This is a genomic window from Microvirga tunisiensis, assembly GCF_009296175.1.
GTDB classification, from domain to species: domain Bacteria; phylum Pseudomonadota; class Alphaproteobacteria; order Rhizobiales; family Beijerinckiaceae; genus Microvirga; species Microvirga tunisiensis.
In genome coordinates this window covers 49,953-72,720 of record NZ_VOSK01000003.1, presented here as the reverse complement: position 1 = coordinate 72,720, position 22,768 = coordinate 49,953, and the positions used below count along the sequence as shown (strand labels likewise).

At 60.1% G+C, this 22,768-nt stretch carries 17 protein-coding genes and 2 pseudogenes; 10 read left to right on the top strand and 9 right to left on the bottom strand.

What is annotated here, in order from left to right:
• Positions 1 to 140: 140 nt before the first annotated feature.
• From FS320_RS02325 to FS320_RS46980, 9 genes and pseudogenes are all read right to left on the bottom strand, one after another.
• Positions 141 to 551: a hypothetical protein gene (locus tag FS320_RS02325; RefSeq protein WP_152708998.1), complete on the bottom strand. Its 411-nt coding sequence runs from the start codon at positions 549 to 551 to the stop codon at positions 141 to 143.
• Positions 552 to 717: 166 nt separating this feature from the next.
• A pseudogene (locus FS320_RS50630) lies at positions 718 to 1,239 on the bottom strand (E2 domain-containing protein); the annotation flags it as partial.
• Between the two features lie 139 nt (positions 1,240 to 1,378).
• A complete protein-coding gene (locus tag FS320_RS02315) occupies positions 1,379 to 2,965 on the bottom strand; it encodes a nucleotidyl cyclase domain-containing protein (RefSeq protein WP_152708996.1) in 1,587 nt (528 codons plus the stop codon).
• A gap of 15 nt (positions 2,966 to 2,980) precedes the next feature.
• Positions 2,981 to 4,102: an adenylate/guanylate cyclase domain-containing protein gene (locus FS320_RS02310; RefSeq protein ID WP_152708995.1), complete on the bottom strand. Its 1,122-nt coding sequence runs from the start codon at positions 4,100 to 4,102 to the stop codon at positions 2,981 to 2,983.
• 79 nt (positions 4,103 to 4,181) lie between these two features.
• On the bottom strand, positions 4,182 to 4,886 hold the full coding sequence (locus FS320_RS02305; RefSeq protein ID WP_244626927.1) for an ImmA/IrrE family metallo-endopeptidase: 705 nt from the start codon (positions 4,884 to 4,886) through the stop codon (positions 4,182 to 4,184).
• Positions 4,887 to 4,902: 16 nt separating this feature from the next.
• Positions 4,903 to 5,217 (bottom strand): helix-turn-helix transcriptional regulator, encoded by a 315-nt coding sequence (locus tag FS320_RS02300; protein ID WP_152708993.1) that lies wholly within the window; start codon positions 5,215 to 5,217, stop codon positions 4,903 to 4,905.
• A gap of 225 nt (positions 5,218 to 5,442) precedes the next feature.
• Positions 5,443 to 6,222, bottom strand: coding sequence for a hypothetical protein (locus FS320_RS02295; RefSeq protein WP_152708992.1), 780 nt, complete (start codon positions 6,220 to 6,222; stop codon positions 5,443 to 5,445).
• A gap of 89 nt (positions 6,223 to 6,311) precedes the next feature.
• On the bottom strand, positions 6,312 to 6,593 hold the full coding sequence (locus FS320_RS02290; protein WP_152708991.1) for a hypothetical protein: 282 nt from the start codon (positions 6,591 to 6,593) through the stop codon (positions 6,312 to 6,314).
• Positions 6,593 to 7,579 carry a hypothetical protein gene (locus tag FS320_RS46980; RefSeq protein ID WP_202882823.1) on the bottom strand — a complete coding sequence of 329 codons (987 nt, stop codon included), beginning with the start codon at positions 7,577 to 7,579 and terminating at the stop codon, positions 6,593 to 6,595. Before FS320_RS46980 ends, FS320_RS02290 begins: the two co-directional genes overlap by 1 nt.
• A gap of 241 nt (positions 7,580 to 7,820) precedes the next feature.
• On the opposite strand from FS320_RS46980, the gene FS320_RS02280 reads away from it, so the two are divergent.
• From FS320_RS02280 to FS320_RS50625, 10 genes and pseudogenes are all read left to right on the top strand, one after another.
• The gene (locus FS320_RS02280) at positions 7,821 to 8,027 is read left to right on the top strand and encodes a hypothetical protein (RefSeq protein ID WP_152708990.1); all 207 of its coding nucleotides are present in this window, start codon (positions 7,821 to 7,823) and stop codon (positions 8,025 to 8,027) included.
• Positions 8,028 to 8,047: 20 nt separating this feature from the next.
• Positions 8,048 to 8,608 (top strand): BrxE family protein, encoded by a 561-nt coding sequence (locus FS320_RS02275; RefSeq protein ID WP_202882822.1) that lies wholly within the window; start codon positions 8,048 to 8,050, stop codon positions 8,606 to 8,608.
• Positions 8,605 to 9,369, top strand: a complete 765-nt coding sequence (locus FS320_RS02270; protein WP_152708989.1) for a hypothetical protein — start codon at positions 8,605 to 8,607, stop codon at positions 9,367 to 9,369. Before FS320_RS02275 ends, FS320_RS02270 begins: the two co-directional genes overlap by 4 nt.
• Positions 9,366 to 9,941, top strand: coding sequence for a BREX protein BrxB domain-containing protein (locus FS320_RS02265; protein WP_152708988.1), 576 nt, complete (start codon positions 9,366 to 9,368; stop codon positions 9,939 to 9,941). The genes FS320_RS02270 and FS320_RS02265 overlap by 4 nt, the downstream gene beginning before the upstream one ends.
• A gap of 16 nt (positions 9,942 to 9,957) precedes the next feature.
• The gene (gene brxC / locus FS320_RS02260) at positions 9,958 to 13,509 is read left to right on the top strand and encodes a BREX system P-loop protein BrxC (protein ID WP_152708987.1); all 3,552 of its coding nucleotides are present in this window, start codon (positions 9,958 to 9,960) and stop codon (positions 13,507 to 13,509) included.
• Positions 13,506 to 15,602, top strand: coding sequence for an Eco57I restriction-modification methylase domain-containing protein (locus FS320_RS02255; protein ID WP_152708986.1), 2,097 nt, complete (start codon positions 13,506 to 13,508; stop codon positions 15,600 to 15,602). Before brxC ends, FS320_RS02255 begins: the two co-directional genes overlap by 4 nt.
• Positions 15,602 to 17,737, top strand: coding sequence for a BREX-1 system adenine-specific DNA-methyltransferase PglX (locus tag FS320_RS02250; RefSeq protein ID WP_152708985.1), 2,136 nt, complete (start codon positions 15,602 to 15,604; stop codon positions 17,735 to 17,737). Before FS320_RS02255 ends, FS320_RS02250 begins: the two co-directional genes overlap by 1 nt.
• A gap of 12 nt (positions 17,738 to 17,749) precedes the next feature.
• Positions 17,750 to 20,281, top strand: coding sequence for a PglZ domain-containing protein (locus FS320_RS02245; protein ID WP_152708984.1), 2,532 nt, complete (start codon positions 17,750 to 17,752; stop codon positions 20,279 to 20,281).
• A gap of 2 nt (positions 20,282 to 20,283) precedes the next feature.
• On the top strand, positions 20,284 to 22,326 hold the full coding sequence (brxL, locus tag FS320_RS02240; RefSeq protein ID WP_152708983.1) for a protease Lon-related BREX system protein BrxL: 2,043 nt from the start codon (positions 20,284 to 20,286) through the stop codon (positions 22,324 to 22,326).
• Positions 22,327 to 22,427: 101 nt separating this feature from the next.
• Positions 22,428 to 22,697 (top strand): annotated as a pseudogene (locus FS320_RS50625) (exonuclease domain-containing protein); the annotation flags it as partial.
• Positions 22,698 to 22,768: the final 71 nt, after the last annotated feature.

Genomic DNA, 22,768 nt, shown 5'->3' with positions numbered 1-22,768 from the left:
GAGCTGCGAGGCAACTTGGATCAGGCCGCGCCGGCGCTCCATCATAGGCCACAGGCCTGAAGTACGATCAGCAGCAAGGCATCGGATGACCTTTCAGACCGGACTTGGCGATTACGGGATCTTTGTCTGGATTGGACCTATCAAACCGAGCAGATGATCCCGCCCTTGTAGCGCGGGTCGAAACGGTCGAACCGTGCATCGGGCGTGAAGTCCGTTCCGGTGATCCGGACGTCTGCGATTTTTCCGATCTCGAAGATCCGAGGCTCATAGCGATCCATCGGCTGGCCTGGATTGCTGATCTGCGTCCCGACGACATTCACCTTGTCCTTGGTGGACTTGTAGACCGCATGTGGGGCGATGAGCCGGTATGAAAGATCGTCCTCGTAGCGGATCTCCACCAGTTTTCGGACTTGAATGGCCTCACACAGTTGCCGTTCCAGGTGCGGCTTGCGGGGATACGGTTGGTCCGCCTGCTTTGACGAGGCGAATGGGCTTGTGGGTCGCTTCGGCGGGGTGCCCCATCCTCCGAACCCGCTTGTGCGCTTTGCCATCTGCTCCTCCTGAATCTGAGCATGTCGAGCCACACGACTGCTCATATGGAATGTGACGGCCCCAAGTTTCCGAGGCCGTGGCGGGACGGGGTTGCGTAGCGGACTGCAATGGGCAGGAGGTCATCTTCCCGCAACACTGTACACTGCGGCGCCTCATCTCGGCCCAATAGTCATCTAACGCCTTTCGCCGCTCCCGCTCGGACATCAAGAGACCGACAATTTTGCGCCGGTGCGGACAGTTTCGGCGGAGCATGGCCATTCCGTTTCGTCGGCACCCACACGAGCACATGGCCCTGCCATTGATCAGGCGTGGCTCGCGTTTGGCCAAGAGCGGGAAGAGGCGGCCGAGGATCGATGGCTCGCCAGCAAGCAGGGCTTCGTAGTCCCCGACGAGGCCGATCTCGGCGGCGAGCCCCAGGGCTTGAAGATGGTGCATGCCAGCCGCCCCGTGCGACAGCGCATGGTGGTCCGGCCACAAGCCCGTCCGCGCGGCTACACGCTGCATGCGCAGGAAAGAACGCAGGCTCTCCCACCACTCTTCCGCTGACGCCGCGTCGATGATTGTCGTCCCGGATGAGAGCCCGAGGCAGAACCATCCTCCATCCTCGACATGCCGTTCTGGGCACCGGGCCGGAAACTGCGTGCCGGGCACAAGCTCCCGCACCCTGACCCCAGATCGCAGCACCATGATTTCAAGGAGCACGATCCACGGCTCACCAGCCGCATTGAGATCCAGAGTGACGGCTCCGGTCACCCGCAGGTCACCCGTCGTGTGAGCTTGGAACCAACCCGGTGCGGCCGTGAGCGCCAGGCGCAGGCGCTCGGTGTCAGCCATTGCCATGGGCGCGGAACTCACTTCGGGGCGCCGCAGGCACGACAGCCGGGACTGCCAGCCCTGACAGCATGAGATCAGCGCTCTCAAAATCGAGGTTGCGGGCGACGCCGGTCTGGAAGAGGGCCTTCACCCTGACACTGGCGCTCGCCAGGGCTGTGTTGCCAAGCGCGGTTTCAGTCCCGTTGCATTTCCGCTGCAGATCCTCGGACGCCGACACGGCCTTGCTCGACGCGCACCGCACGCTGCGCTCGCCGCGGATGCCGAGCCGTGTCACAGGGGTCGCCCCAAGCTCCAACCCGATGGCGAGGCCGAGATTGCCGATTCCGGGGAGGAGCTGGCGGCAAAGGTCGAAGGACGACCGCAATCCGCCGGCCAGGAGCACGGCCGACGTGACCGAGGAGGTCTTGTCCGTGTCGACCCTGCTCCCTTCGGCGATCAGGCCGTGGAGGCAATCCCCGATGAAGCGGACCTTGCGCCCCTTGAAGTCGCCCTTGAGGACGGCTGCGAGCTCTCCGCGGATCACGTGCAGGTTCATGACCATCTCGGGGATCTGCCTGGTCGCGATGCAGCGGTCGACGTATGCCGTGAAGCCGTCGATGTCGGCGAACACGGACATAAGGGGCATCCGGATCGAGTTGCTCGGCATCAACTCGGCGAAGCTGATCGACCGCAGCGGCGGCTCATGATGGTGGAACCGGAAGACGGCTTCGGCGCCGAGAATGGACTTGAGGGTCGTGTCCGCCTGCAACGCCCGGATCGCCTCGTCCACCTTCTGGCGGGACACCTGCGATCCCGTTTGCCAGTAGTGGCCGCCTGCATCCCGATGGACGTAGCCGAGGGCCTCGCTCTCCGAGATCGCCATTACCCGTTCCTGCAAGAACGAGCCGGCTGTCCTCATTCCAAGTACCGCACGCGCCCTGTCACTGAGGAAGATGCCGGGTTCCGTCCCTTCAGCGAGCTTCGCAGCATAGTTGGCAGGGCTGCCGAGGAACAGCGGCTCGGGCTCGCTGCCCCTTCCGCTGTTCACGGCGACAGCCATGCCGGTGTCGATCCCGATTCGGACGCGTGCCTTGAGCTGCTGGTTCCCGAACTTCGCTCCGGCTTCCTCAATGGTCGCCTGCAAGGTGCTTGCCATGGCGATGGCGCGGACGACCCTTGCCCGCTCGTTACCAGCACCTGGCGGCGTCACAATGACCGCATGAAGCCGAGGCCCATGGAAATCGACCCTCTGTCCCTCGAACGCCGCGACGATCCGGTCGGCGGCCGAGTAGTGCAGGTGGAGGAACTGGAGGACACGCCGATGGCTGGCTTCTGTCTCACGCCCCTGATCCTGGAGAGCATCGTGGTAGCCGAGGAGCTGGACGTAGACATGGACCCCGTCAACCAAGATGGCTTGGTTCACGGGGATGTTGATGATCGGCGCCTCGTCCAGGAAAAGGCGCTTTCCGAACCCCTGCGCGACGATTTGCCGGTGCTGCAGGAAGCCCTGGTCGAACGTCCTCACCGAGACGTTGCCCTTTGGCACGCTCTGGGTGAACTGGAGGATCCGACTGCGGCTGCGATTGACGTCCCAAGACATAGGAATGGCGCTCCTTCAGAAGATGGACAGGTGGGCCGCATAGTGGCGGTCGTGCTTGGCGGGGATGAGAATGGGATCGGGGTGGAAGCTGGCACGGATCGTCTCGTCCAGCCGCGCGTACACGTCGGCGCTGATGCGGAGCGCGCCATTGAGTTCCCCCTCACCGGGCTTGTACTGCTCGTACCGGGAGGCCGTGTTCACCGGCTCTCCGACGATGGTGAACGCAATGCGGTCGGAGCTGCCGAAGTCGCCGACCGCCACATCTCCCACGTGGAGGCCGATGCGGATGCCAAGCGGCAGACCATGGGAAGCGATCACCGCCTGCACGTGCTCGGCCGCAGCGAGGGCGGCACGGATACCGGCCTGGATCGCCTGGGCCAAGCGTGCGTCGTCAGGGCAGAGCCAGAACGCCATCACACCATCGCCCATATGCTTATCGATCTGTCCGCCAGCGGCCTCAATTTGCTGGCCCTGCGGGTTCATGACCAGCCTGAGGAGCTCGGCTACCTCGGTCGGCGTGAGCTTCTCGGAGTAGGTGGAGAACCCCGCGATGTCGCTGAACCAGATCAAAGCCCGCTTGCGGACCGGCGCAATCTCGGAGGTGCCCGTGCGCATCGCCGCCCGGACCGCCTGGACACCCTCGGGGCACACGAAGCGCCGGACCATCACATCGTGCTGGTCCAGGTCACCGGTAAGCGAGGAGCGCTGGTCAGTCGCTTCGTCCAGCTTGACGACGAGAGCCTGGCAGATCGCCTCCAGCCAGAGCACTTTCTCTTCGAGCGGCAGGCTGTCGAGTACGGTGCGGTCAATCTTCCATGCCGATGAGCGTCCCCGGGCAATAACGTCGGCACCCCGACGGGCCGCGTTCGGACCGCTTGTTCGGAAGAACGCCGCTTCGCCGATGATCTCGCCAGGGCCTCTCTTGGCAATCGCATGGGTCGACCGAATACAGAACTCACCCTTCTCGACAATCCAGAAGCAATCAGCCGGGTCACCGGTGCGGCAGAGGTGCTGGTCATCGGCGCAGCCCTCCAACCGAGGTTCGGCCAGGAGCGCGGCCTTCAACCGGGCTGGGTCGGCGCAGAAGCGCTTCAGGAAGATGTCGATGCCGCCGCATCCAGGGTCATGTTTCGTCATTGCGCAAATCCGCTAATACGCTGTTTAGCATATTAGCTAATCGGCATGAGTCAACAGGTCGCAAGGACTAAATGCACAATTAATCGAAAAGTGTCGGCGTGCGGACCTCGGTGGTCAGGAAGCCGAGCTTGATCAGGCGGACCTTGGCAGCCTCCTTGGACACGGCGAAACGGTCGATTATGACCTCGATGAAGGCCGGTGCCTCCTCACCAGCAACGTGAAAGGGAGGCAAGCGCTTTGATGCCGTGACTGCCGGGCGTAAGAGGTCATGGACGGCTGATCTGGGCATCAGATACGCGCCGGAGGCGTAGCAGGCCTGCCACTCCATCCAATCGGTCTGGGGCGCGTCGATCATCGTCTCGCGTTTGCAGACGATCTTTGCCTCACGCGCCTCGGAGAGAAGGTCCCCGGACGAGAAGGCCATCTGGAACACCTCGTCGTGGAACTTGGCGTGCCCCAATTCATGGGCCAAGGTCGTGCGCAGACGGTTGGCCCGACGCTCGTCGGACGACAGGGGGTCGGCGATGGCGATGGCTGGTTGATGGCCCACAGCGAAACGCGTGACTCCCTCGACGTCCGTTCCATCGTCTGAAAGATCGGCATAGAGATCTAGATCGCGGACGTTCCGCTCAATCAGGATCGTCAGATCGTCGGTGGTCAGCGGATACTCGACTTTTCCCCTATGTTTGAGGAGGAACTCGTTGACGAGGCGTTCGCAGGCAGCGTCGATTTCCTCAGGACGATAGAAGGGGCGCTCGCGAAAGCGGCGGGTAGGGTCACGCATCCAGTAGACCATGAGGCTATTTGCCCCCGCGCCGGAATGCCTGGAAAATTTCGATTACTTTTTCTGGCGCTATATCAGCTTCTCTCGCGTATGTTGGGAGCGTGCCGGCCAAATAAAACAGGTATTCTGGCTTCATTTTGAGAGATGACGCGAACTGTTGGATTATGTGATCGGAAGTTGGGTTTCTACGATCACGTTCAATGTCATTGAGATACTGCGGCGATATCGGTTTATCGTCCTCCTCACGGAGGATAAGCTGAGCCAATTCCTTCTGACTAAGCCCAAGTTCTTTACGTCGTTTGACTATGAAGGACCCGAACGTCTCTGTCATAGCTCTCTCCATTATCTGCATATTCGCTGATTAGCGTATCATGGTCACTTTGGCCGCGCCAGAGGCCTCATACGCAGTTATTCAAGAGGGTTAACGATGCCACATCTAGCCCTGGCAGCTCCGCCGCCTCGGCTTGCAGGGCATGCAGGCTTCATCCGGCTAAGGCAGTCATGAGTTATACGACCACCTTGGCCTGGATCTCTTGGACGATGTCTTCTCAGCTGTTCAGCAAACCAAACTAGCCACACGACTGATCAGCTTTGCTCGGGCAGTATCAATCAAGTCAGGATTGGTTTTTACGGACAGGTGCGCCTTGGCTTTCCGGCCAAGAAAATAGGCGCTGCGCTCAGCATTCGCAGGTGACGGATGCGGGAGGCCATCAAGAACCTTGTCGTGATCGAGCTTTCCTTCGCGAACGAGCCTTGATAGCGCTGCGGCGGACCAAGGACCCATGGGGATCCAAACCGCATCACGGAGCTGGCTCACCTCAGCTGCGAGGCATTCCGAAACATAGCGGCGAAGCATCGGATGAGTCGTTACCTTGGAGCTTCCAGAATAGTTCGCCCCCTTCAGATATACCGGGTACCTGAGCGCTGAGGTGTAGTGCACCAAACCAGCATGGGTTCCGAATAGATATTGGCACGACTTCATACCCAGGCATCGATTGAGCCCGACATGATCGAGCATGTCTACGAGGGTCTGCCGCATTGGTCCGGAGAACGAGGCGGTCTCTTTCGCCGCCTTGGATGCAGCGTCAATGTCATGGCCGGCAACCAGCTGCCGCCGGGCCTCTAGGAGGGCGTTCACAGCCTGCTGGCGTCCTGGCGTGAGGCCAACCAGCACAACGCGCGCCCGGCTGTTGACGTAATCGAAGGGCGCGTAGGTCACGCAGAATGGGTCCTGCCGATCCAGGACAAGGTGTCCACCCAAGGATGGATCGGATTGGATTTCAGTCTGAGAGGCGGCTGCAATGATCTCGGCGAAACGGGGAAGAAGGTTTTCCATAATGGTGTGCGCTCACTTTTGGGCATGAAATGGTCGTCCCGAGACGATGCGTGATCGACCCTGGTGGCAGTTTCAGAATTTGAAGGGTATCAGGGGCGCCGGAAGCGCCCTTCCTGGTGTGCGACCGTGACAACGAGGCCGTTGTCACCGAGGATCAAGTAGACGCCGAGCCAAGTCTCAATGCCCCGCAGCCCGCGCGATCCGCCCAGATAATCCTTCAGACGGCGCCTGGCCGCCTTGTCGAAGAACAGCCGCTCGGCACCGCCGCAGCGCATCGAGGATCCGAAACGCTGCAGGAGGTCGACGATGAATGGCGGGATGGCGCGCTGTTGGAGCCGCTCGCGGGCGTGGACCGTAAGATCGTCCTGCATCAGGCGCCCTCCCCTTCCACGGCAGGGAGTTCCTGAACGATTCGTCGCTGCCATGAGACGCCAGCGACGATGCCCCAGTTCCCGGCGCTGTTGCGGCGGCGCCAATAGGGCGTCCGCATACGCGCCAAGCGCTCCAGTGCGAGGCGGTAGTTCTCGACCGGCTCCTCAGCTCCCTTGGGACCAATGGTGTAGCCCCGCGAGTTCCGGCATTCGACCGGATCGAACCAGCTGCCGTCCTTGGCCACGGGCACGAATACGACCTCACCAACATCCTCGGCTTCGACCGATGAAGGCACCAGAAATACCGCAGATCCGGAGCGCCAGATCGAGGACTTGAAATCCTCACGCCCTTCCAACCACCGGAGGGCATCGGCACCAGGGATCTCGCCAGCCGCGTTGAGACGGAGGTCACTTGCTCCGGCCTTGGGCGTCAGCATGTTCTTGATGCTCTTCAGGCTGATGCGGGCCAAGGCAGCCAATTGCTCGGACGTGACATCCTTGCCGGTGTCAATGCGGATGCGCGCCTCCGCAGCCAACACCGTCCGGCGCAGTTCCGACACCTCGCCCCAGCCAAGCGGGATGGCGTCGAGCAGCGTACGGGCCCGTGCCACGTAAGCCTCGACGGCGGCATCGATGTTGTTCTGGCCTCCCAGCTCGAAGAACTCGACGTCCGGGCGCAGGCCCCAGAAGGCGAAGGCGTTCAACCCGACCATGAACTGTGCGCCCCGCGGTTCCATCTGGTCGTTCAGGGAGACGCCACCCCAGAGTTCGCGCCAGTTTTCGGGCGCCTCCTCGTTGTGTTCGGCACCGAAAAGTTGCTCGTAGAGGGCCGTCATCGTCGCGTTGACGGCTTTTCCGTCCATAAGGAGCGTTTCCAACCACTCGCCGGTCCTTACGGCCAAGCCGGCAATATCTGTGCCTTCGAAGTCCTCGTATTGTGCGCCAAACTCGTTCTGACGCGCTTGATAGAGCTCGTTTGTGTCCATGCCATTCCTCATCGGGACGCGGGATGTCCCGGCTCCCAACGATGTTCTGGGAGGGTAGCCTGAGTAAGTCAATAGGAAACGGGACATCCCGCGTCCTAAACTTTGAGTTCCAGTGATGGGGCTTGGTCCGAGCTGGGTGAGTCGCTGTTAAGGATACAGCCACAGCTAGGACGATTAACTCTTTACGTGAACGGCAAAGCTGCGATCCTGATTCGACCTATCATCCTATCGGACGATTCGAGTGAGCAAATCTGAGGCGAAGAACGATCCCAGCATACCGTCCAGCGACGAGCGGCGACAGATTCTGCTGCATCTAGACGCGAGCCTGATCAAGGACCTCAAGAAGGCAGCCGTGGACCTCGACCGGTCCGCGTCGGCCATCGCGAACGAGGCGATTGACGGATGGCTAAAGGATCGGGCGCTCCGTAAGGGCGCGGACGACAACTAAGACGCAGTTCGGGGGCAAAATTGAACCGGGAAACCATCGATCCCGCATGGCTGTTCAAAGTCCGTGTCGCGGTTGCGCGACATGGTGAAATGGATCGCGCCAAGTGGTGGAATACCAATAAGGCTCTTGGATCAGTCGGGGCACTTGCCCTCAGGCGAGGGTTGCCCCGCACGCATTCGTTCGCCCAAGCCCGCATCGTATTCACCGTTGCCCGGCACCGGTGTGACGAGGTGTTCAATCCACCGGAGAGCGCCACCCTTTGGAAGCTCCCGGAACGGATCGAGGAGAGCATCGAGGCAGCGTGGGAAGGCTGGCTCGACGATGTGTCCTCTTGGGCAGACTTCTTCAACGAGATCGCTAATCCAACCGAATCCGAGCTTGGGGCGCTCCTGCGCCGGCTTGGGCTGGTTGCCGATAGCGATGTTTCTGCCGTCTCCAGCCTGCGTCGGTCATCCGATGGCCGGGCGGTTGCCTTGCCTCGGGTCTTCGGTGGGACCCAGGACGAAATCGCCCAGCTCGCTCTTGGTTTCACCAAAGGAGCCATTGGCGACTTGGTGGTTCCCTACGCGAGGCTTGCATGAGTTATCCGGTGACGTGGTCGCAGCGCCTGCTGAGAAAGGGCGCATTCGCGGAGGAGACGCACCGTCTCTTCTCCGAATGGTCATTCGACGAGACCGTTAAGAGCAATCTGGATCGGCTTCTCGGCGGAAACTTCAACACGGTTGGATGGGAGAAGGAGGTCCGGACCACGGTTGGTGCCCGCTTGCGCCACATCGAGAGGATGAAGCCGCTTATCTTTCTCGCCCAGGGGAGCATGCCTTTCCATGACTGGCGGGATTGCCTCCGCTTGTGGATCACTGCAACCGAGGATCCGTTCCGGTCCTTCGTCTTCGACTGGCTCGATCCTGAGAGGGAAAAGGGACGTCAGCACGTTCGGTCGGAGGATGTCCGTCCATTCGTTACGGCGGCCTGGACCGAGGCAGGCAAGCCCGCCTTGAGCGAATATGGAGTGATGAGAACCGCGCGTGATCTACTCAAGACCGCTGGCGACCTCGGCCTCCTTACCGGCTCCTCAGCCGTGAAGGCATATCGCACACCCGTCATGAGCGACGACGCGATGATCTTTCACGTCCATATGATCGCCGACTTGGAAGGAACGCCTTCGCGGGTGGTCGACAGCGTGTACTGGCGCTCGGCCTTCATGTCGCCAAGTGACGTGCACGCGACACTCCTGCGCCTGCATCAGTACCGGCGCCTCGACTACCAAGTGGCGGGCAGCTTGGTGCAACTCACGCTGCCCTATGGCAGCGCCTCCGAATACGCAAAGGCGATGGCAGCATGAGCAAGTTCACCGAGCGCCTGGAGCGCACCCTCCAGCCAATCCTCGAAGCGCGAGATCCGCGGCAACAGCTCAGCGCCTACCACGACATGCCGTACGCGATCTTCAGATATGATCCCGACGAGGAGTTCGCCCTGCGCAAGGCTGTGTCGCTGCTTGCCACGCGTCTTCAAAACAAAGGCAAGCGACTGACGCGCATCTACCTCTCGGAATGCCTCACGGAGGCTCTTCAGTCCCAGGCCCCCCTGGAAGAGTGGTTCCAGATCGAAAAGGATGTTGGCCTGGAAGAGACGGTCCAGACCATGGCGAATGTGCTTAGCGACATTCGCCCTCTCGTCGATCTCGTTGCGGAGCGCATGCCCGCCGATCCTGACCCACTCACGGATGTTGTGTTTATCACGAGGACCGGCTCCCTGTTTCCCGTCTACCGGACCTTCTCTCTCCTTGAGCAGCTCAAGGGCCGAGTGACGGTCCCCACCGTGCTTTTCTATCCGGGCGACCTCGATGGCGCCGCCGGCCTCCGCTTCATGGGGGTCATGCAGCCCGAGCACAACTATCGCCCCAAGATCTTTTGAACGGACAACCGACGCCATGACCACTATCGGCACACTTTTCGCGAGCGACATCACCCGGAAAATCGAGGAAGTCATCAAGGTCGACCAGGTCGACGGCGATGTGCTGCGCTCGGAAATCGATGAATACATCGTTACCGACGCCATCCAGCGGCACTATGTCGATATCCTGGAGCGCTACCAGGAGGCGTCGCGCAAGCCGACGGAGGGTGTGGCGATCTGGATCTCCGGCTTCTTCGGCTCGGGTAAGTCCAGCTTCGCCAAGAACCTCGGCTTGGCCATCGAGAACCGCGAGGTCGTCGGCGTGAAGGCGGCCGACCGGTTTGCCCAGCGCGTTAGGGATAACCGGCTCAAGGTGGTCCTCAAGACCATCAACGAGAAGATCCCCACCCACGCTGTCATCTTCGATGTCTCCACGGACCGTGGCATCCGGTCGGGCAACCAGATGCTCACCGAGATCATGTACCGGCTCTTCCTGGAGAGCCTCGGCTACGCCCGGGACCTGGATTTGGCCGAGCTTGAGATTGACCTGGAGTCGCAGGGGCGGCTCAAGGAATTCGAGGAGACGTACCTCAAGACGCGTGGGCAGGCTTGGAACGCTGAAAAGTCCATGCTCGCCTTCGCCATCAACAGGGCGAGCGCCGCCCTCCACGCGATGGAGCCGACGACTTATCCCGCTCCGGACACCTGGGCCCGCACCAGGTCCAAGGCGGACATCACCCCTGGGCTGTTCGCCAGGCGGGTCGTCGAACTCATGGAACGCCGCAAGCCCGGGCATTCTCTGCTGTTCGTCGTGGACGAGGTCGGCCAGTTCGTTGCCCGCGACATCCAGAAGATGCTCGACCTGCAGGCCATCGTCCAACAGCTCGGTGTTCGTGGGCGCGGAAAGCATTGGATTGCGGTCACCTCCCAGGAGAAGCTGAACGAGCTCGTCAGCGGCCTCGACGACAACCGGATCGAGCTTGCCCGCCTGATGGACCGTTTCCCGATGGACCTGCAGGTCCATCTGGAACCTTCTGACATCTCAGAGGTGACCAGCCGCCGCGTCCTGGCGAAGAACGCCGGGGCGGAAACGACGCTGGGTAAGCTGTTCGACGATCATCGTGGACGGTTTGCGCAGGCCACGAAGCTCAGCGCCGACATCACCCTGCCGGAATTGACCCGTCAGCGGTTCGTGGATCTCTACCCGCTGCTTCCGTACCAGATTGATCTGATTATCCAGATTGTATCAGGTCTTCGTACCCAAGGAGGTGCGAGCAAGCATGTGGGCGGCGCCAACCGGACTATCATCAAGCTTGCGCAGCAGCTCCTCATCAATCCGGCGACGCAGATTGCCTCGCGGCCGGTTGGATCGCTGGTCACGCTTGATGAAGTCTATGATCTCGTTGAGGGGAACATCGCCTCGGAGGTCAGGGCGAAGATCAGCTCCGTCAAAGATCGGGTGCCGAACGCGCCGCTGGCGCAATCCGTCGCCAAGGTCATCTGCCTCCTGCAGTTCGTGAAGAGCGTCCACCGCAGCGCAGAGAACATCGCAGCAGCCCTCCATCCTTCCGTCGATGGCGACAGTCAGCTTGCCGCCGTGAAGGAGGCCTTGGAGGCGCTTGAAAAGGCCCTGGTGATCCGGGTTGGCGATGACGGCTACCGGATCCCGACTCCGGCAGAGGATGACTGGGAGCAGATGCGCGCCGGCATCGACCCGAACCGTGCAGCCGAGAACAAGCTCATCCTCGAAGCTCTTACGAAACTCTGGGGGACGGGACCGACGTTCAGCCTGAGCGACATCAAGCCCTTTAAGGCCGGACTGATGGTGGACGGCAAGGAGGCCATGAAGGGGGACGTGACCTTCCATATGAAGGTCGCCGGAGATGCCGCCGAGTCACCACAGCTCATTGCGGAGGCCCGCACCCGCAGCCAGACAGAGACCGCCAGCGTCTTCTGGGTGATTACCCTGACGCAAGAGATACGGCGTGAACTCCGGGAAGCCTACCGCTCCGCCCAAATGGTCGAGCGACGGGGCCGGACGGCCAGTACGGTCGATGAGAGCAATCTTCTTGTCGAGGAGAAGGCCCGCCTCAACCGCCATACAGACACCCTGCGAGGCTACATCAAGGCTGCCTCTCTTGCCGGTTCGGCCTTCTTCCGTGGCAACGACCGGAGCCCCGACGACCGCACCAGCGATGTCGCTAAGGCCGCCTCAAAGATCATGGAGAACATCCTGCCGGACGTATACGCCCGGTTTGACGAAGCCGCGGCCAAGAAGACTGACCTCATGAAGGGAACTGACGCCCTTCTGACGGCCGAGAACCTCAACGGGCTGCCGCCTGTCTTCTCCGCTCTGGGACTGCTCCGAGACGAGGGCGGCAGGATCACCTTCAAGACCGACGTCGCCCCCCTTTCGGAGGTGATGGGGCAAATCGAGCAGCGTGCGAATTACGGGGATCCCGCGCCTGGCAGGTTCTTGGAGGACAAGTTCCAACAGGCGCCGTTCGGGTGGGACTTCGATGCGATACGCCTGTTCACTCTCTGCCTCCTGCGGGCTGGCGTGATCGAGGGTCTGAGCCGGGGCCAAAGCATCGAGACCGCCACGAGCGTCCAGGCCAAGGAGGTCTTCTCAAACAACATGCTCTTCCGCGGCGCCACGTTCAGACCCAAGAAGGGCGTCGACTTCGAGGAGATCGTCAACGCGGCCGAGAACTACCGGCTCACGTTTGGCCAGGAGATCCCCGAGCTCAACGCCCCGAAAGTCGCTGCAGAGATCCGGACCGCTGTTGAGCGCTGCGAGGATAACGTAAGCGGTGTCCTCGGCACGATGCGCACCGCCGGCTTGCCGGGCCGAGATTTGATCGAGCGCGCCGCGGACCAGATGAAAGCGGTGCGACGTGGATCCGACGAGAGGGCGATTCTCGATTTCAACGCCGCGCATACCGCGATCAAGGAGGCCCTCCAGCGCGCCGGCGAGCTTGATAAAGCACTGGATGTTGGGACGCTCGCGATGCTGGCGAAAGCTCGGGAGGTCAGCGGAAAGCTTTGGCCGGTCCTGAGAGAGGAAGCCGACCTCTCAGACGAGATGCGCACCAAGGGCGATCTGCTGTCCGACTTTCTTGAGCGGGAAACCTTCTACCGCGAGCTCCACCGCATTGAGGAGGCCGCCGCGTCTCTCCAAGGTGACTACGACCGGCGCTACGCCGAGGCATTGAATGCGCGGGTGGCGGCCTATACCGATGCCTTGGAGCGGCTGTCCAAGCTGCCCGAGTGGGCAAAGATCTCCCCTGCCCAACAGGATGTGCTCGCGGAGCCTCTCCGCCGGTGCGCAGATAGGAACTACAACAACCAGACCATCCACCATCTCCGCTCCGAGCGAGAGGCTTGCGAGGGGCGCCTGCGTACCGTGGTAACCAAGATCCACGAACTGCTCGAAGGTGAACGCTTGGCAACTGTCCGTGTGGCGGACTTCTTCCAAGGTGGCATCGAAACAGAAGAGCAACTCGATCAGACACTGGCTGGCTTGCGAGACGAGGTCGCCCGCCTCATCGGGGCCGGCAAGAAGGTCTTCGCGACCTGGGGGGCATGATGGACAAGGAAACCCGCAACTCTCTGCAGAATGCAACCCAAAAGGCGCGCTCTATCCTGACGAGTGACTTTGAGGAGCAGCTTTCCGCTACCTTCGACATTATGGCTTCTGGTGAGATTGCACCTAAGGGAGGAGCCCACCTTAGCAAGTCGCAAGTGGCTATCCGTGACCGTATAGTGGCAGCCATTGAGCACAAACGTGCTGTCGGCATGAAGCCATCCGAGGCAGTCCAGGATTATATCCGTGACGCTGCTTTCACGACGCTTAACCGATTTGCAGCGCTCAAGATGCTGGAGGCTCGCGAACTCGTCCGTGAATGTATCACGCGGGGTGACCAGTCGAACGGGTACGTCGAATTCATTGGAGCGGCCCCTAGTCTACGCCTTCTGGCCGACAGCGAGGGCTACCGTCTATTTTTTGAATGCATCTTCGACGAGCTCTCAACTGAGATTAAGGTGCTCTTCGACAGACGGGATCCAGCATCACTTCTTTGGCCAAGGAAGCTGGCATTCGATACGCTTCTCGAAGTCCTCAACGCTGCCGATCTCAACGGCGTGTGGGGCGAAGATGAGACCATTGGGTGGATTTATCAGTACTTTAATTCCCGGGAGGATGTCCGGCGCGCTCGCTATGACGAAAAGGGCAAACCTAAGCCGCCCCAGAATTCGCGCGAGCTTGCGGTCCGCAACCAATTTTTCACGCCAAACTACGTTGTACGGTTCCTCGGGGATAACACACTTGGGCGCATTTGGTATGAAATGCGCCAGGGCAACACGCGCCTAAAGGACGTATGTGAGTACATGGTCCGGTTGCCCGGAGAGACCTTCGCTGAGATGAACGAGGAGGTCTCATTCGATGTAGTACCGGATGGTCTATCGTATGAGGAATCGTGGCACCGCCCCGTCCGGGTTCCCTTCCGCCCGAAAAAGGACCCCCGCTCGATGCGGGGCCTCGACCCTGCCTGCGGATCAGGGCACTTTTTGCTTGGGTTATTCGACCTATTCCTCATCATTTACGAAGAGGCTTGGGAGGATGCCAATTCTCCCGCATTTGATGAGACCGGAAAAACGCTCCGGGAGGAATACGCAACCTTGGAGGAACTCAGGCGTGCGCTTCCTGGGCTGATCCTGAAACACAATCTACACGGTGTAGATATCGACCCCCGCTGTGCTCAGATTGCGCAATTGGCGCTCTGGATGCGTGCCCAACGCGCTTTTAAGGACTTTTCTGTCCCGCGTGCGGAGCGCTCAAAGATCAGGCGCTCGAACATCGTGATTGCTGAGCCTATGCCAGGTGAGAAGGACCTTTTTGCAGAATTTGTTCGGGGGCTTAAGGAAGACCGGCTCGAAGAACTTCTCCGCAAGGCCTTAGCGATCCCTCCTGAACAGACTGTTAGGGCAACCAAAGCTATGGCCGAGACGCTGGCTGAGCTTATCGAGACCGTCTGGGAAGGCATGAAGCTTGCTGGAGAAATGGGAACACTTCTGAGGATTGAGCAGGATCTGACACGAGCCATCGAGAAAGGGCGTGCGGAATGGGATGACCGGCTACCTCTGTTTAGAGTAGCCGAATTTGGCATCTCCGACGTAAAGCTCGGGAAACTCGCTCGTGTGCTTCCTGGCGGCGGCGATGATTTTTGGACAAAAGCGGAGAGGCTCGTTTTTTGTGCTTTATCAGATTACGCCTCCTCAGCCACAAACGGGCGGGCGGCTCGGCGACGTCTCTTCGTGGAGGATGCAGCCCAGGGGTTTGCGCTAGTAGATCTTGTTAATAAGCGCTTTGAAGTGATTCTTATGAATCCCCCCTTCGGAGCAGGATCATCTGTAGCGAAGCCAGTCTTCGAGAGGCAGTACCCTCGCACTAAGAACGATGTTTATGCCGCGTTCATTGAACGTGGCGTTAGCCTACTAAACAGCCGCGCTCGCCTTGGCGCCATCACATCACGGACAGGCCTATTTCTCTCAACCTTCAAGAAGTGGCGAGAGGAAATCTTACTCAAAGAGGCCCGTCCTGTCGTAGTTGCCGACTTGGGTATGGGAGTTCTCGACGGGGCGATGGTTGAGACTGCCGCCTACTGCCTTGAGGTGGTGTGATGACGATATTTATCCGCTTACTTGATGAACCGACCGATCAGAAGGCTATCAGCCTGTCCGAATCGTGCTCCGGTCGAAGAGGGGTTCACATCGTGGACGCCTCGAAATTCAGCCAGATTTCTGGAAGCCCTTTCGCATATTGGGCAAGTGCCGCGGTCATGAGATGCACCTCTAGCTATCCGTCGTTGGAGTCGGAGGAGAGGCATGCCGCTGCAGGGGCAAACACAAGAGATAATCCACGTTTCCTAAGACTGGCATGGGAAATCAACCCCGACAATATTGTCCAGTTCGGTGCGTCAAAGGATCGTGCATCTGCATGGGTTCTTTTGACGAAGGGCGGAAAGCACAATCCTTTCTATGCCAACGTACATTTGGTGGTGCGGTGGCCAGGCGAAGGTCGCGAGCTAAAGGCGGCGGCAAGTGCGTGGCGCGCGTCAAAGGGCTGGGGGGAGCAGTGGACGGCTGTACTCAATGGCTATGACTATTATGGCCGCCCTGGAATATCTTGGCCAGTACGCTCTCAAACTGGCTTCAGCGCTCGCGCGTTCGGACAAGGCGGGATATTCGGGCATAAAGGACCAACATTGTTTCTAGATGACGACTCTGATGTCGCGCTTGAGGCAATGTTGGCGATCATGAACTCCGCGCCATTTAAATACTTCATCTCCTTGCAGATGGCGTTTGGCGCCTATGAAGTTGGTGTTATTCAACGAACCCCGGTTCCCGAGCTATCGCCGAATGATCGAACTGCACTTGCTACGCTGGCTCGTCGCGCCTGGTCGCTAAAGCGGAACCTTGATACCGCGAATGAGGCATCAAGCGCATTTGTCTTGCCAGGTCCGTTGTTAACACTGCGCACAGGAGTTGACGCGGTTCAGATCGAGGCCGAAATCGGTTCTATTCAGACAGAAATAGATGACCTCGCCTTCAGGCTCTATGGTCTTGAGGGTCAAGATCGCGCTGAGATCGAGATATGGGCAAGTAAAGGCAAGGATGAGATTGCCGAAACCTCTGAAGAAGATGGCTCTTCGGAGCCGGATTCGGACGCTGAGGACGATGATGAAGAGACGAACACTGACGCTGTTGGCTCGGTGCATTCTTGGGCGCTCGGTGTCGCCTTCGGTCGGTTTGATCTCCGTCTCGCTACTGGAGATCGCGAACTTCCATCCGAGCCGGGACCGTTTTCCCCTTTGCCAGTAGTGAGTCCTGGAATGTTGCCTAAGGGCGACCCGATGTTTCATGTCAACAACGGCATCCTCGTTGAAGACCCTGGCCATCCAGATGATGTAACTTCTATCGTCGCATCCATCTTTGAAACAACAAAGATTTCATATGTGGGTGGCGCAGATACCTGGACCTTGCGGTTTGGGGAAACATCGTCGGGCTTGTTCATGCCCGAAGTCTATCGCGCTTGGCTGCGCCGGCAGGCCTTCCCTGCTCATATCAAAATGTATTCTAAGAGTCGTCGCAAAGCGCCAATCTACTGGCGTCTCGGGACAGCTTCGGGAAGCTATGCCGTATGGCTTTACATCCACAAGTTCACTAAAGATACGCTGTTCCGAGTACAAAATGACTATGTTGCGCCTAAGCTTGCGCACGAGCAAAGGCAACTTGATGCGCTGAAGTCAGATGCAGGAAGTAGCCCGTCAGCGACTCAACGTAAGGCCATCGACGCGCAAGTCGCTTTCGTCGAGGAAATCCAAATCTTCTTCAATGAACTGAAGCGAGTTGCTCCACTCTGGAATCCTGACCTTGACGACGGGGTTATCATTAACTCCGCGCCTCTCTGGCGCTTGGTTGCTCATAACAAGCCCTGGCAGAAGGAGCTTAGGACTGCATGGGAGGCACTTCAGCGCGGTGATTTCGATTGGTCGCACTTGGCGATGCATCTTTGGCCCGAACGGGTTGTGCCGAAGTGCGTCACTGACCGAAGCTTGGCCATTGCTCATGAGCTAGAGGATGTCTTCTGGTTTGAAGACGAATCCGGTAAATGGAAGCCTCGTAAAACTCCTACCCACCCAGTCAGCGAACTCGTCGGCGAGCGCACGTCAGACGCAGTCAAGGCTGCGCTAAAGGATCTCCTCAGCGCGTCAGAACCAGCGGGTGGCACGCGGCGCGGCCGTCGGAAGGTATAACCGGATAACGTCATGCATCCTCTTCACGACTATATTGCTGGCCAGCTCACCGACCGCCTCAAGGAGCGGAGTGTTATCATTTTTTACGATCCCCGCTCCGAGATGGAGGGGTTCTTCGATGAGCTAAGAGCTGGAGAGACGCGGGACTACGGTCTTTCAAGTGTGCGGATCGGCGGCCGCCTGGTGAAGCTCGTGCAGTATGTGGGATCGTACCTAGAGGTGCGATGGGCAGCAGAGCGGGCGGCCGGCAACGACGATCCCGATGAGGTTCTCGTTTATCTTCCAGGTGTCACCCGGGATGAGCATGGCTCCCTTCTAATGGAGGTTGAGAAAGCTGGCTTGGTCTACGAGCGCCCTCTCAAGCACATGGCCCGGCCAGTCCTGAAGCGTCGTTTCACTGATGTCGAGATCGACGAGATCCTCAGGTCGGAGAATCTCACCTATGCCGATCTCGCAAAGATCGCTCAAGCGAGTGCTAACGGGGAGAATGCCTCAATCCTGCGCAGCCTCTTCGACAACACCTCCGACACGCTCACTATCCTGGTCCGGTGGATCCTCAACTCCGCCACTGACGTCGCCATCCAAGAGAAGGGTGCCGTAGCCGAGTTGCGCAAACTCGCCGAGGTGCGCCTGGGACTTTCGTTCACTGAAGACACGGCGTTGCCCAAGGCGCGCTCCATCGCTCTCCGCCATGTCCTCGGCAACGAGTTCATGCTCGACCTCAACACCGAGGAGGTATCCGTCAGCCTGCCAGGCCTGACGCCCCCGACAACCCGGGACCAGGAGCATGCAATCCGAGAGGTGGCACGGCGCCTCCGTGTCGAAGCCCCAGATGCCTATGAAGCCTTGGCTGATCAGGCTGCCTCGGAACTTGGCATCGAAAAGCTCCCAATCTCCGGCGATGCCTTGGGCTCCATCGACACGTTCAGGTCAGAGGAGCGCTTGGTGATCGCGCGTTGCTTCGAACTGATAGCGGACAGGCGCTTTTCCGAGGCTGGAGCCATCCTGGATGCGCGCCAGGCAAGCTACTGGGTCAATCGCGACAAGGACAGGACCCTGGTCTGGAGCGCTTGCCGGTTCATGATCGACCTCGGGATCATCGCCGGGGAGGTCGAGGCGACCCTTGCCAAGGCAAACGGGACGCCTTCCATCTGGTTCAGCCGCTACACTGAACCGAAGGGATGGCATCGCCTCGACCGCGCCCAGCGCGAGTTGGAGGCGATCATCGCAGCGTGCGAAGAGCACGTTGATGAGCGTGCGCTTGTCACCGTACGGCAAACCTACGAGGACGTGTGCGACCGCATGGCCTCGGGTTTTGTGAAGGCCCTCGACAAGAACGAGTGGTCGGTCGCTGGCGGCCAGACCCAAATTCGTATCTTCGCTGACCTTGTCGCACCGCGCCCAAAGCCCGTCGCCTACATCCTTGTCGATGCCCTGCGGTACGAGATGGGCGTGGAGCTGTCCGAGCGGATCGCCAAACTTGTCACCGAGATGACCGTCACCCCCGCTATCGGGGCCCTGCCGAGCATCACGCCCATCGGGATGGCCGCTCTGCAACCAGGTGCGTCGTCGACATTCTCGGTCGGTGAGCGCAACGGCAAACTCGGCGCAGAGATCGATGGCACCTTCTTGGCTGACCTGAAGGCCAGGCAAAACTTTGCCAAGGGGATGCTCCCCTCCTCAGTGGACCTGACCTTGGACACTGTGTTCCAAGGCAACATCAAATCATTGAAGACCAAGATCGGTGACGCCCAAGTGATCTTCGTCCGGTCACAGGAGATCGACGAAGCCGGCGAAGGGGCATCCTCGTTCGCCCGCCGGGTTATGGGAGGGGTCATTGAAGACCTGGCACGGTGCCTGAGCCGCCTCGCCTCGGCGGGTGTCGAGCATGCCGTGATCACCGCAGACCACGGCCACCTCTTCTTCGGCCAGGACCGGGCAGAGGCAATGCGCATCGACGCCCCCGGCGGGGCGACAGTTGATCTGCATCGAAGGTGCTGGGTGGGACGCGGCGGGGCCACGCCGCCCGGGACCGTTCGCGTCTCCGCCGCACGGCTGGGCTACGCCTCCGACCTCGACTTCGTGTTCCCTCTCGGGGCCAAGGTCTTCAAGGCTGGTGGCGACCTCGCCTACCACCATGGCGGGCCGTCCCTGCAGGAAATGATCGTTCCCGTGCTGGGCGTCCGGCTTCAGGTGGAGGCCGCGGCGGTCAACGAGAAGAACGCGCTGCAGGTCGCCCATGACGATGTGATCACGAACCGGGTGTTCACGGTGCGGATCGAGCTCGGAAACTCGCTCTTCAGCGCGGCCCGCAGCATCAGGCCCACTGTCGTCAGCGGTGACCGCCAAGTCGCCCTGATGGGCATGAGCGACCCGCCAAAGGAGCCGGACGGATCCCTCAGGCTGGAACCCCGCAAGACGGCCATGGTCGGATTCCTGCTACGGGATGACGACGCCAAGTCGGTCCGGATCCAGATCCTCGACGGGGATACCGACGCGGTCCTGTACTCGTCGAAGGAAATCCCGGTTCGTTTAGGAGTTTGAATATGAATGCGTTTGATGGACCGGTTCGCGACGATCTCGATAACAAGGCCAACCGGCTGTTCGCCGGCAAGGTCGTCCGCAAGGATTTGGTGAGGAAGGTCAAGGTCGGCGCGAACGTGCCGGTCTTCGTCCTGGAGTTCCTCCTCGGCAAGTACTGCGCGTCCTCGGACGAGATGGCGATCCAGATGGGTCTGCAAGTCGTCAACGACACGTTGGCCAACAACTACATTCGGGATGACGAGTCCCAGAAGGCGCAGAGCCGGGTCAAGGAGCATGGGAGGCACACCTTCATCGACAAGGTCAAAGTTCGCCTGGTCGATTCCGACTACTGGGCGGAGGCCTCCAAATTCGGACACAAGTTCCTTCACATCCCGAGTGAGTACGTCCGCAACTACGAGCGTCTCCTCACCGGCGGGGTATGGGCGCAGCTCGACCTCAAATACGCCTACGACGAGGAAAGCCGTGGGAAGAATCCGTTCTGGATCGAGAAGCTGACACCCATCCAGATCGCCGCATTTGATCTGGAGGAATACCGCTCCGTTCGGCGCGAGTTCACCACCGAGGAGTGGATCGACCTGCTTCTGCGCAGCATGGGCTACGAGCCCGCGACGATGGACCGGCGCCTCAAGCTGCTGTTCCTGATGAGGCTCATCCCGCTTGTCGAGCGCAACTACAATCTGGTGGAGCTCGGGCCCAGGGGCACGGGCAAGAGCTACGTCATTCAGGAGGTTTCTCCCTACGCCTCGCTCCTTACAGGCCCAACCACGGTTGCCAACCTGTTTGGACACATGGGCGGACGGCAGAAGGGCATGGTGCAGATCTGGGATGTTGTTGGCTTCGACGAAGTGGCCGATCTTGAGAAGATGCCGAAGGAGGTCGTCACCACGATGAAGACCTTCTGCGAATCCGGCACCTTCCAGCGCGGCCAGGAGGCCGCCACGGGTGACGCCAGCATCGCGATGTTCGGCAACACCAACCAGCCTGTCGAGGTGATGGTCCAGACCGGACACCTGTTTGAGCCGATGCCGGGTGTCATCCGCGACGACATGGCGTTCATTGACCGACTTCACTTCTACCTGCCTGGCTGGGAAATCCCGAAGATGCGTGCGGACCTGTTCACGAACCACTACGGCTTTGTCGTGGACTATCTGGCCGAGGCCCTCAGGGAGCTGCGGAAGCACAATTTCACCGAAGTGGCTGAGCGCCATTTCTCGTTCGGCTCCCACCTGAACGCGCGCGACCGCAAGGCGGTGAACAAAACCGTCTCCGGTCTCATGAAGATCATCCACCCACACGGCGATGCGAGCCGCGAGGAGGTTGCTGAACTCCTTGAGCTCGCGATGGAGGGCCGCAGGCGTGTCAAGGAGCAGCTCAAGAAGATGGGCTCCTTCGAATATTATCAGGTGTCCTTCAGCTACACGGACCGGGAAAGCGGCGAGGAGCGATTTGTCGGCGTCCCGGAACAAGGGGGTCGCGACATGATCTCCTCGGATCCGCTCTCCCCTGGGAGCGTCTACAGCGCGGGCGTCGCGTCGGATGGCACCGTCGGGCTGTATCGCATCGAGGTTTCAACCTCCGTGGGCGGCGCCAAGCTGCGGCTGGCAGGTGGCGTGTCCGGGGCCATGAAGGAATCCATCAATCGTGCCTTCAGCTATCTCATGACCAAGAAGGGGGAGCTGGGGATCGCACGTGAGGTCGATACGGCCGACTTCCACGTTGAGGTGATTGACCTTATTGGAAACCGGGTCGATGCCGATCTCGGCGTAGCCTTCTTCGTCGCCTGCATTTCCGCCTTGAAAAAAGCTCCAGTCGCTGCGGCGACACTGGTGCTCGGTGACCTCAGCCTCCAGGGCAACATCAAGGGCGTGCGCTCTCTGGTCGAGCCGCTCCAGGTCGCGATGGATAACGGCGGCAAGCGGGCCCTCATCCCGATTGAGAACAAGCGGAGCTTCCTTGAGGTCACCGGGGACGTGGCCGAACACGTAGATCCTGTGTTCTACGGCGATCCCAAGACGGCGGCGTTCAAAGCCCTCGGCCTGAACTGAATGCCAGGAATGCCCCAGAAGGCTCAAAGGACGATGATGCTGGCTCACTGCCAGCACTTCGGACGGAACGTGCTGGTACGCGGTAGTAGGACACACGCATAATGGTGAGTGGGGCGCCTGGGGCAATTTTCTACGAGCACGCGATGCAGGTCTGCGGCGACCTCAATTTCGTTGCCTTGGCGCCGATTCGGTCTGGTGATGACGATGAGGAAATGCCGCCGCAGATCGGCAAGGTCGAAGACAGGCTCATGGTGATCGAGCCACTTCTCCGCCAGGCGGCAGAACTCGGTCACAAGGAGGCCCAATTCTGCTTCGGTGCCTTGTGGGCTAGCGGCCTGTTCGTTGAGAGAAACGGTGAAGAAGCGTTGCGGTGGTACCGCAAAGCGGCTCAAAAGGGGCACCCTGAGGCGGCCTTTCAGGTCGTGCAGTACCTTCACCTCGA

What these genes read in the sequence shown, in the direction of transcription:
- FS320_RS02325 (WP_152708998.1), bottom strand. Translation starts at nt 551, where the DNA reads ATGGCAAAGCGCACAAGCGGGTTCGGAGGATGGGGCACCCCGCCGAAG.
- FS320_RS02315 (WP_152708996.1), bottom strand. Translation starts at nt 2,965, where the DNA reads ATGTCTTGGGACGTCAATCGCAGCCGCAGTCGGATCCTCCAGTTCACC.
- FS320_RS02310 (WP_152708995.1), bottom strand. Translation starts at nt 4,102, where the DNA reads ATGACGAAACATGACCCTGGATGCGGCGGCATCGACATCTTCCTGAAG.
- FS320_RS02305 (WP_244626927.1), bottom strand. Translation starts at nt 4,886, where the DNA reads ATGCGTGACCCTACCCGCCGCTTTCGCGAGCGCCCCTTCTATCGTCCT.
- FS320_RS02300 (WP_152708993.1), bottom strand. Translation starts at nt 5,217, where the DNA reads ATGACAGAGACGTTCGGGTCCTTCATAGTCAAACGACGTAAAGAACTT.
- FS320_RS02295 (WP_152708992.1), bottom strand. Translation starts at nt 6,222, where the DNA reads ATGGAAAACCTTCTTCCCCGTTTCGCCGAGATCATTGCAGCCGCCTCT.
- FS320_RS02290 (WP_152708991.1), bottom strand. Translation starts at nt 6,593, where the DNA reads ATGCAGGACGATCTTACGGTCCACGCCCGCGAGCGGCTCCAACAGCGC.
- FS320_RS46980 (WP_202882823.1), bottom strand. Translation starts at nt 7,579, where the DNA reads ATGGACACAAACGAGCTCTATCAAGCGCGTCAGAACGAGTTTGGCGCA.
- FS320_RS02270 (WP_152708989.1), top strand. Translation starts at nt 8,605, where the DNA reads ATGAGTTATCCGGTGACGTGGTCGCAGCGCCTGCTGAGAAAGGGCGCA.
- FS320_RS02265 (WP_152708988.1), top strand. Translation starts at nt 9,366, where the DNA reads ATGAGCAAGTTCACCGAGCGCCTGGAGCGCACCCTCCAGCCAATCCTC.
- brxC (WP_152708987.1), top strand. Translation starts at nt 9,958, where the DNA reads ATGACCACTATCGGCACACTTTTCGCGAGCGACATCACCCGGAAAATC.
- FS320_RS02255 (WP_152708986.1), top strand. Translation starts at nt 13,506, where the DNA reads ATGATGGACAAGGAAACCCGCAACTCTCTGCAGAATGCAACCCAAAAG.
- FS320_RS02250 (WP_152708985.1), top strand. Translation starts at nt 15,602, where the DNA reads ATGACGATATTTATCCGCTTACTTGATGAACCGACCGATCAGAAGGCT.
- FS320_RS02245 (WP_152708984.1), top strand. Translation starts at nt 17,750, where the DNA reads ATGCATCCTCTTCACGACTATATTGCTGGCCAGCTCACCGACCGCCTC.
- brxL (WP_152708983.1), top strand. Translation starts at nt 20,284, where the DNA reads ATGAATGCGTTTGATGGACCGGTTCGCGACGATCTCGATAACAAGGCC.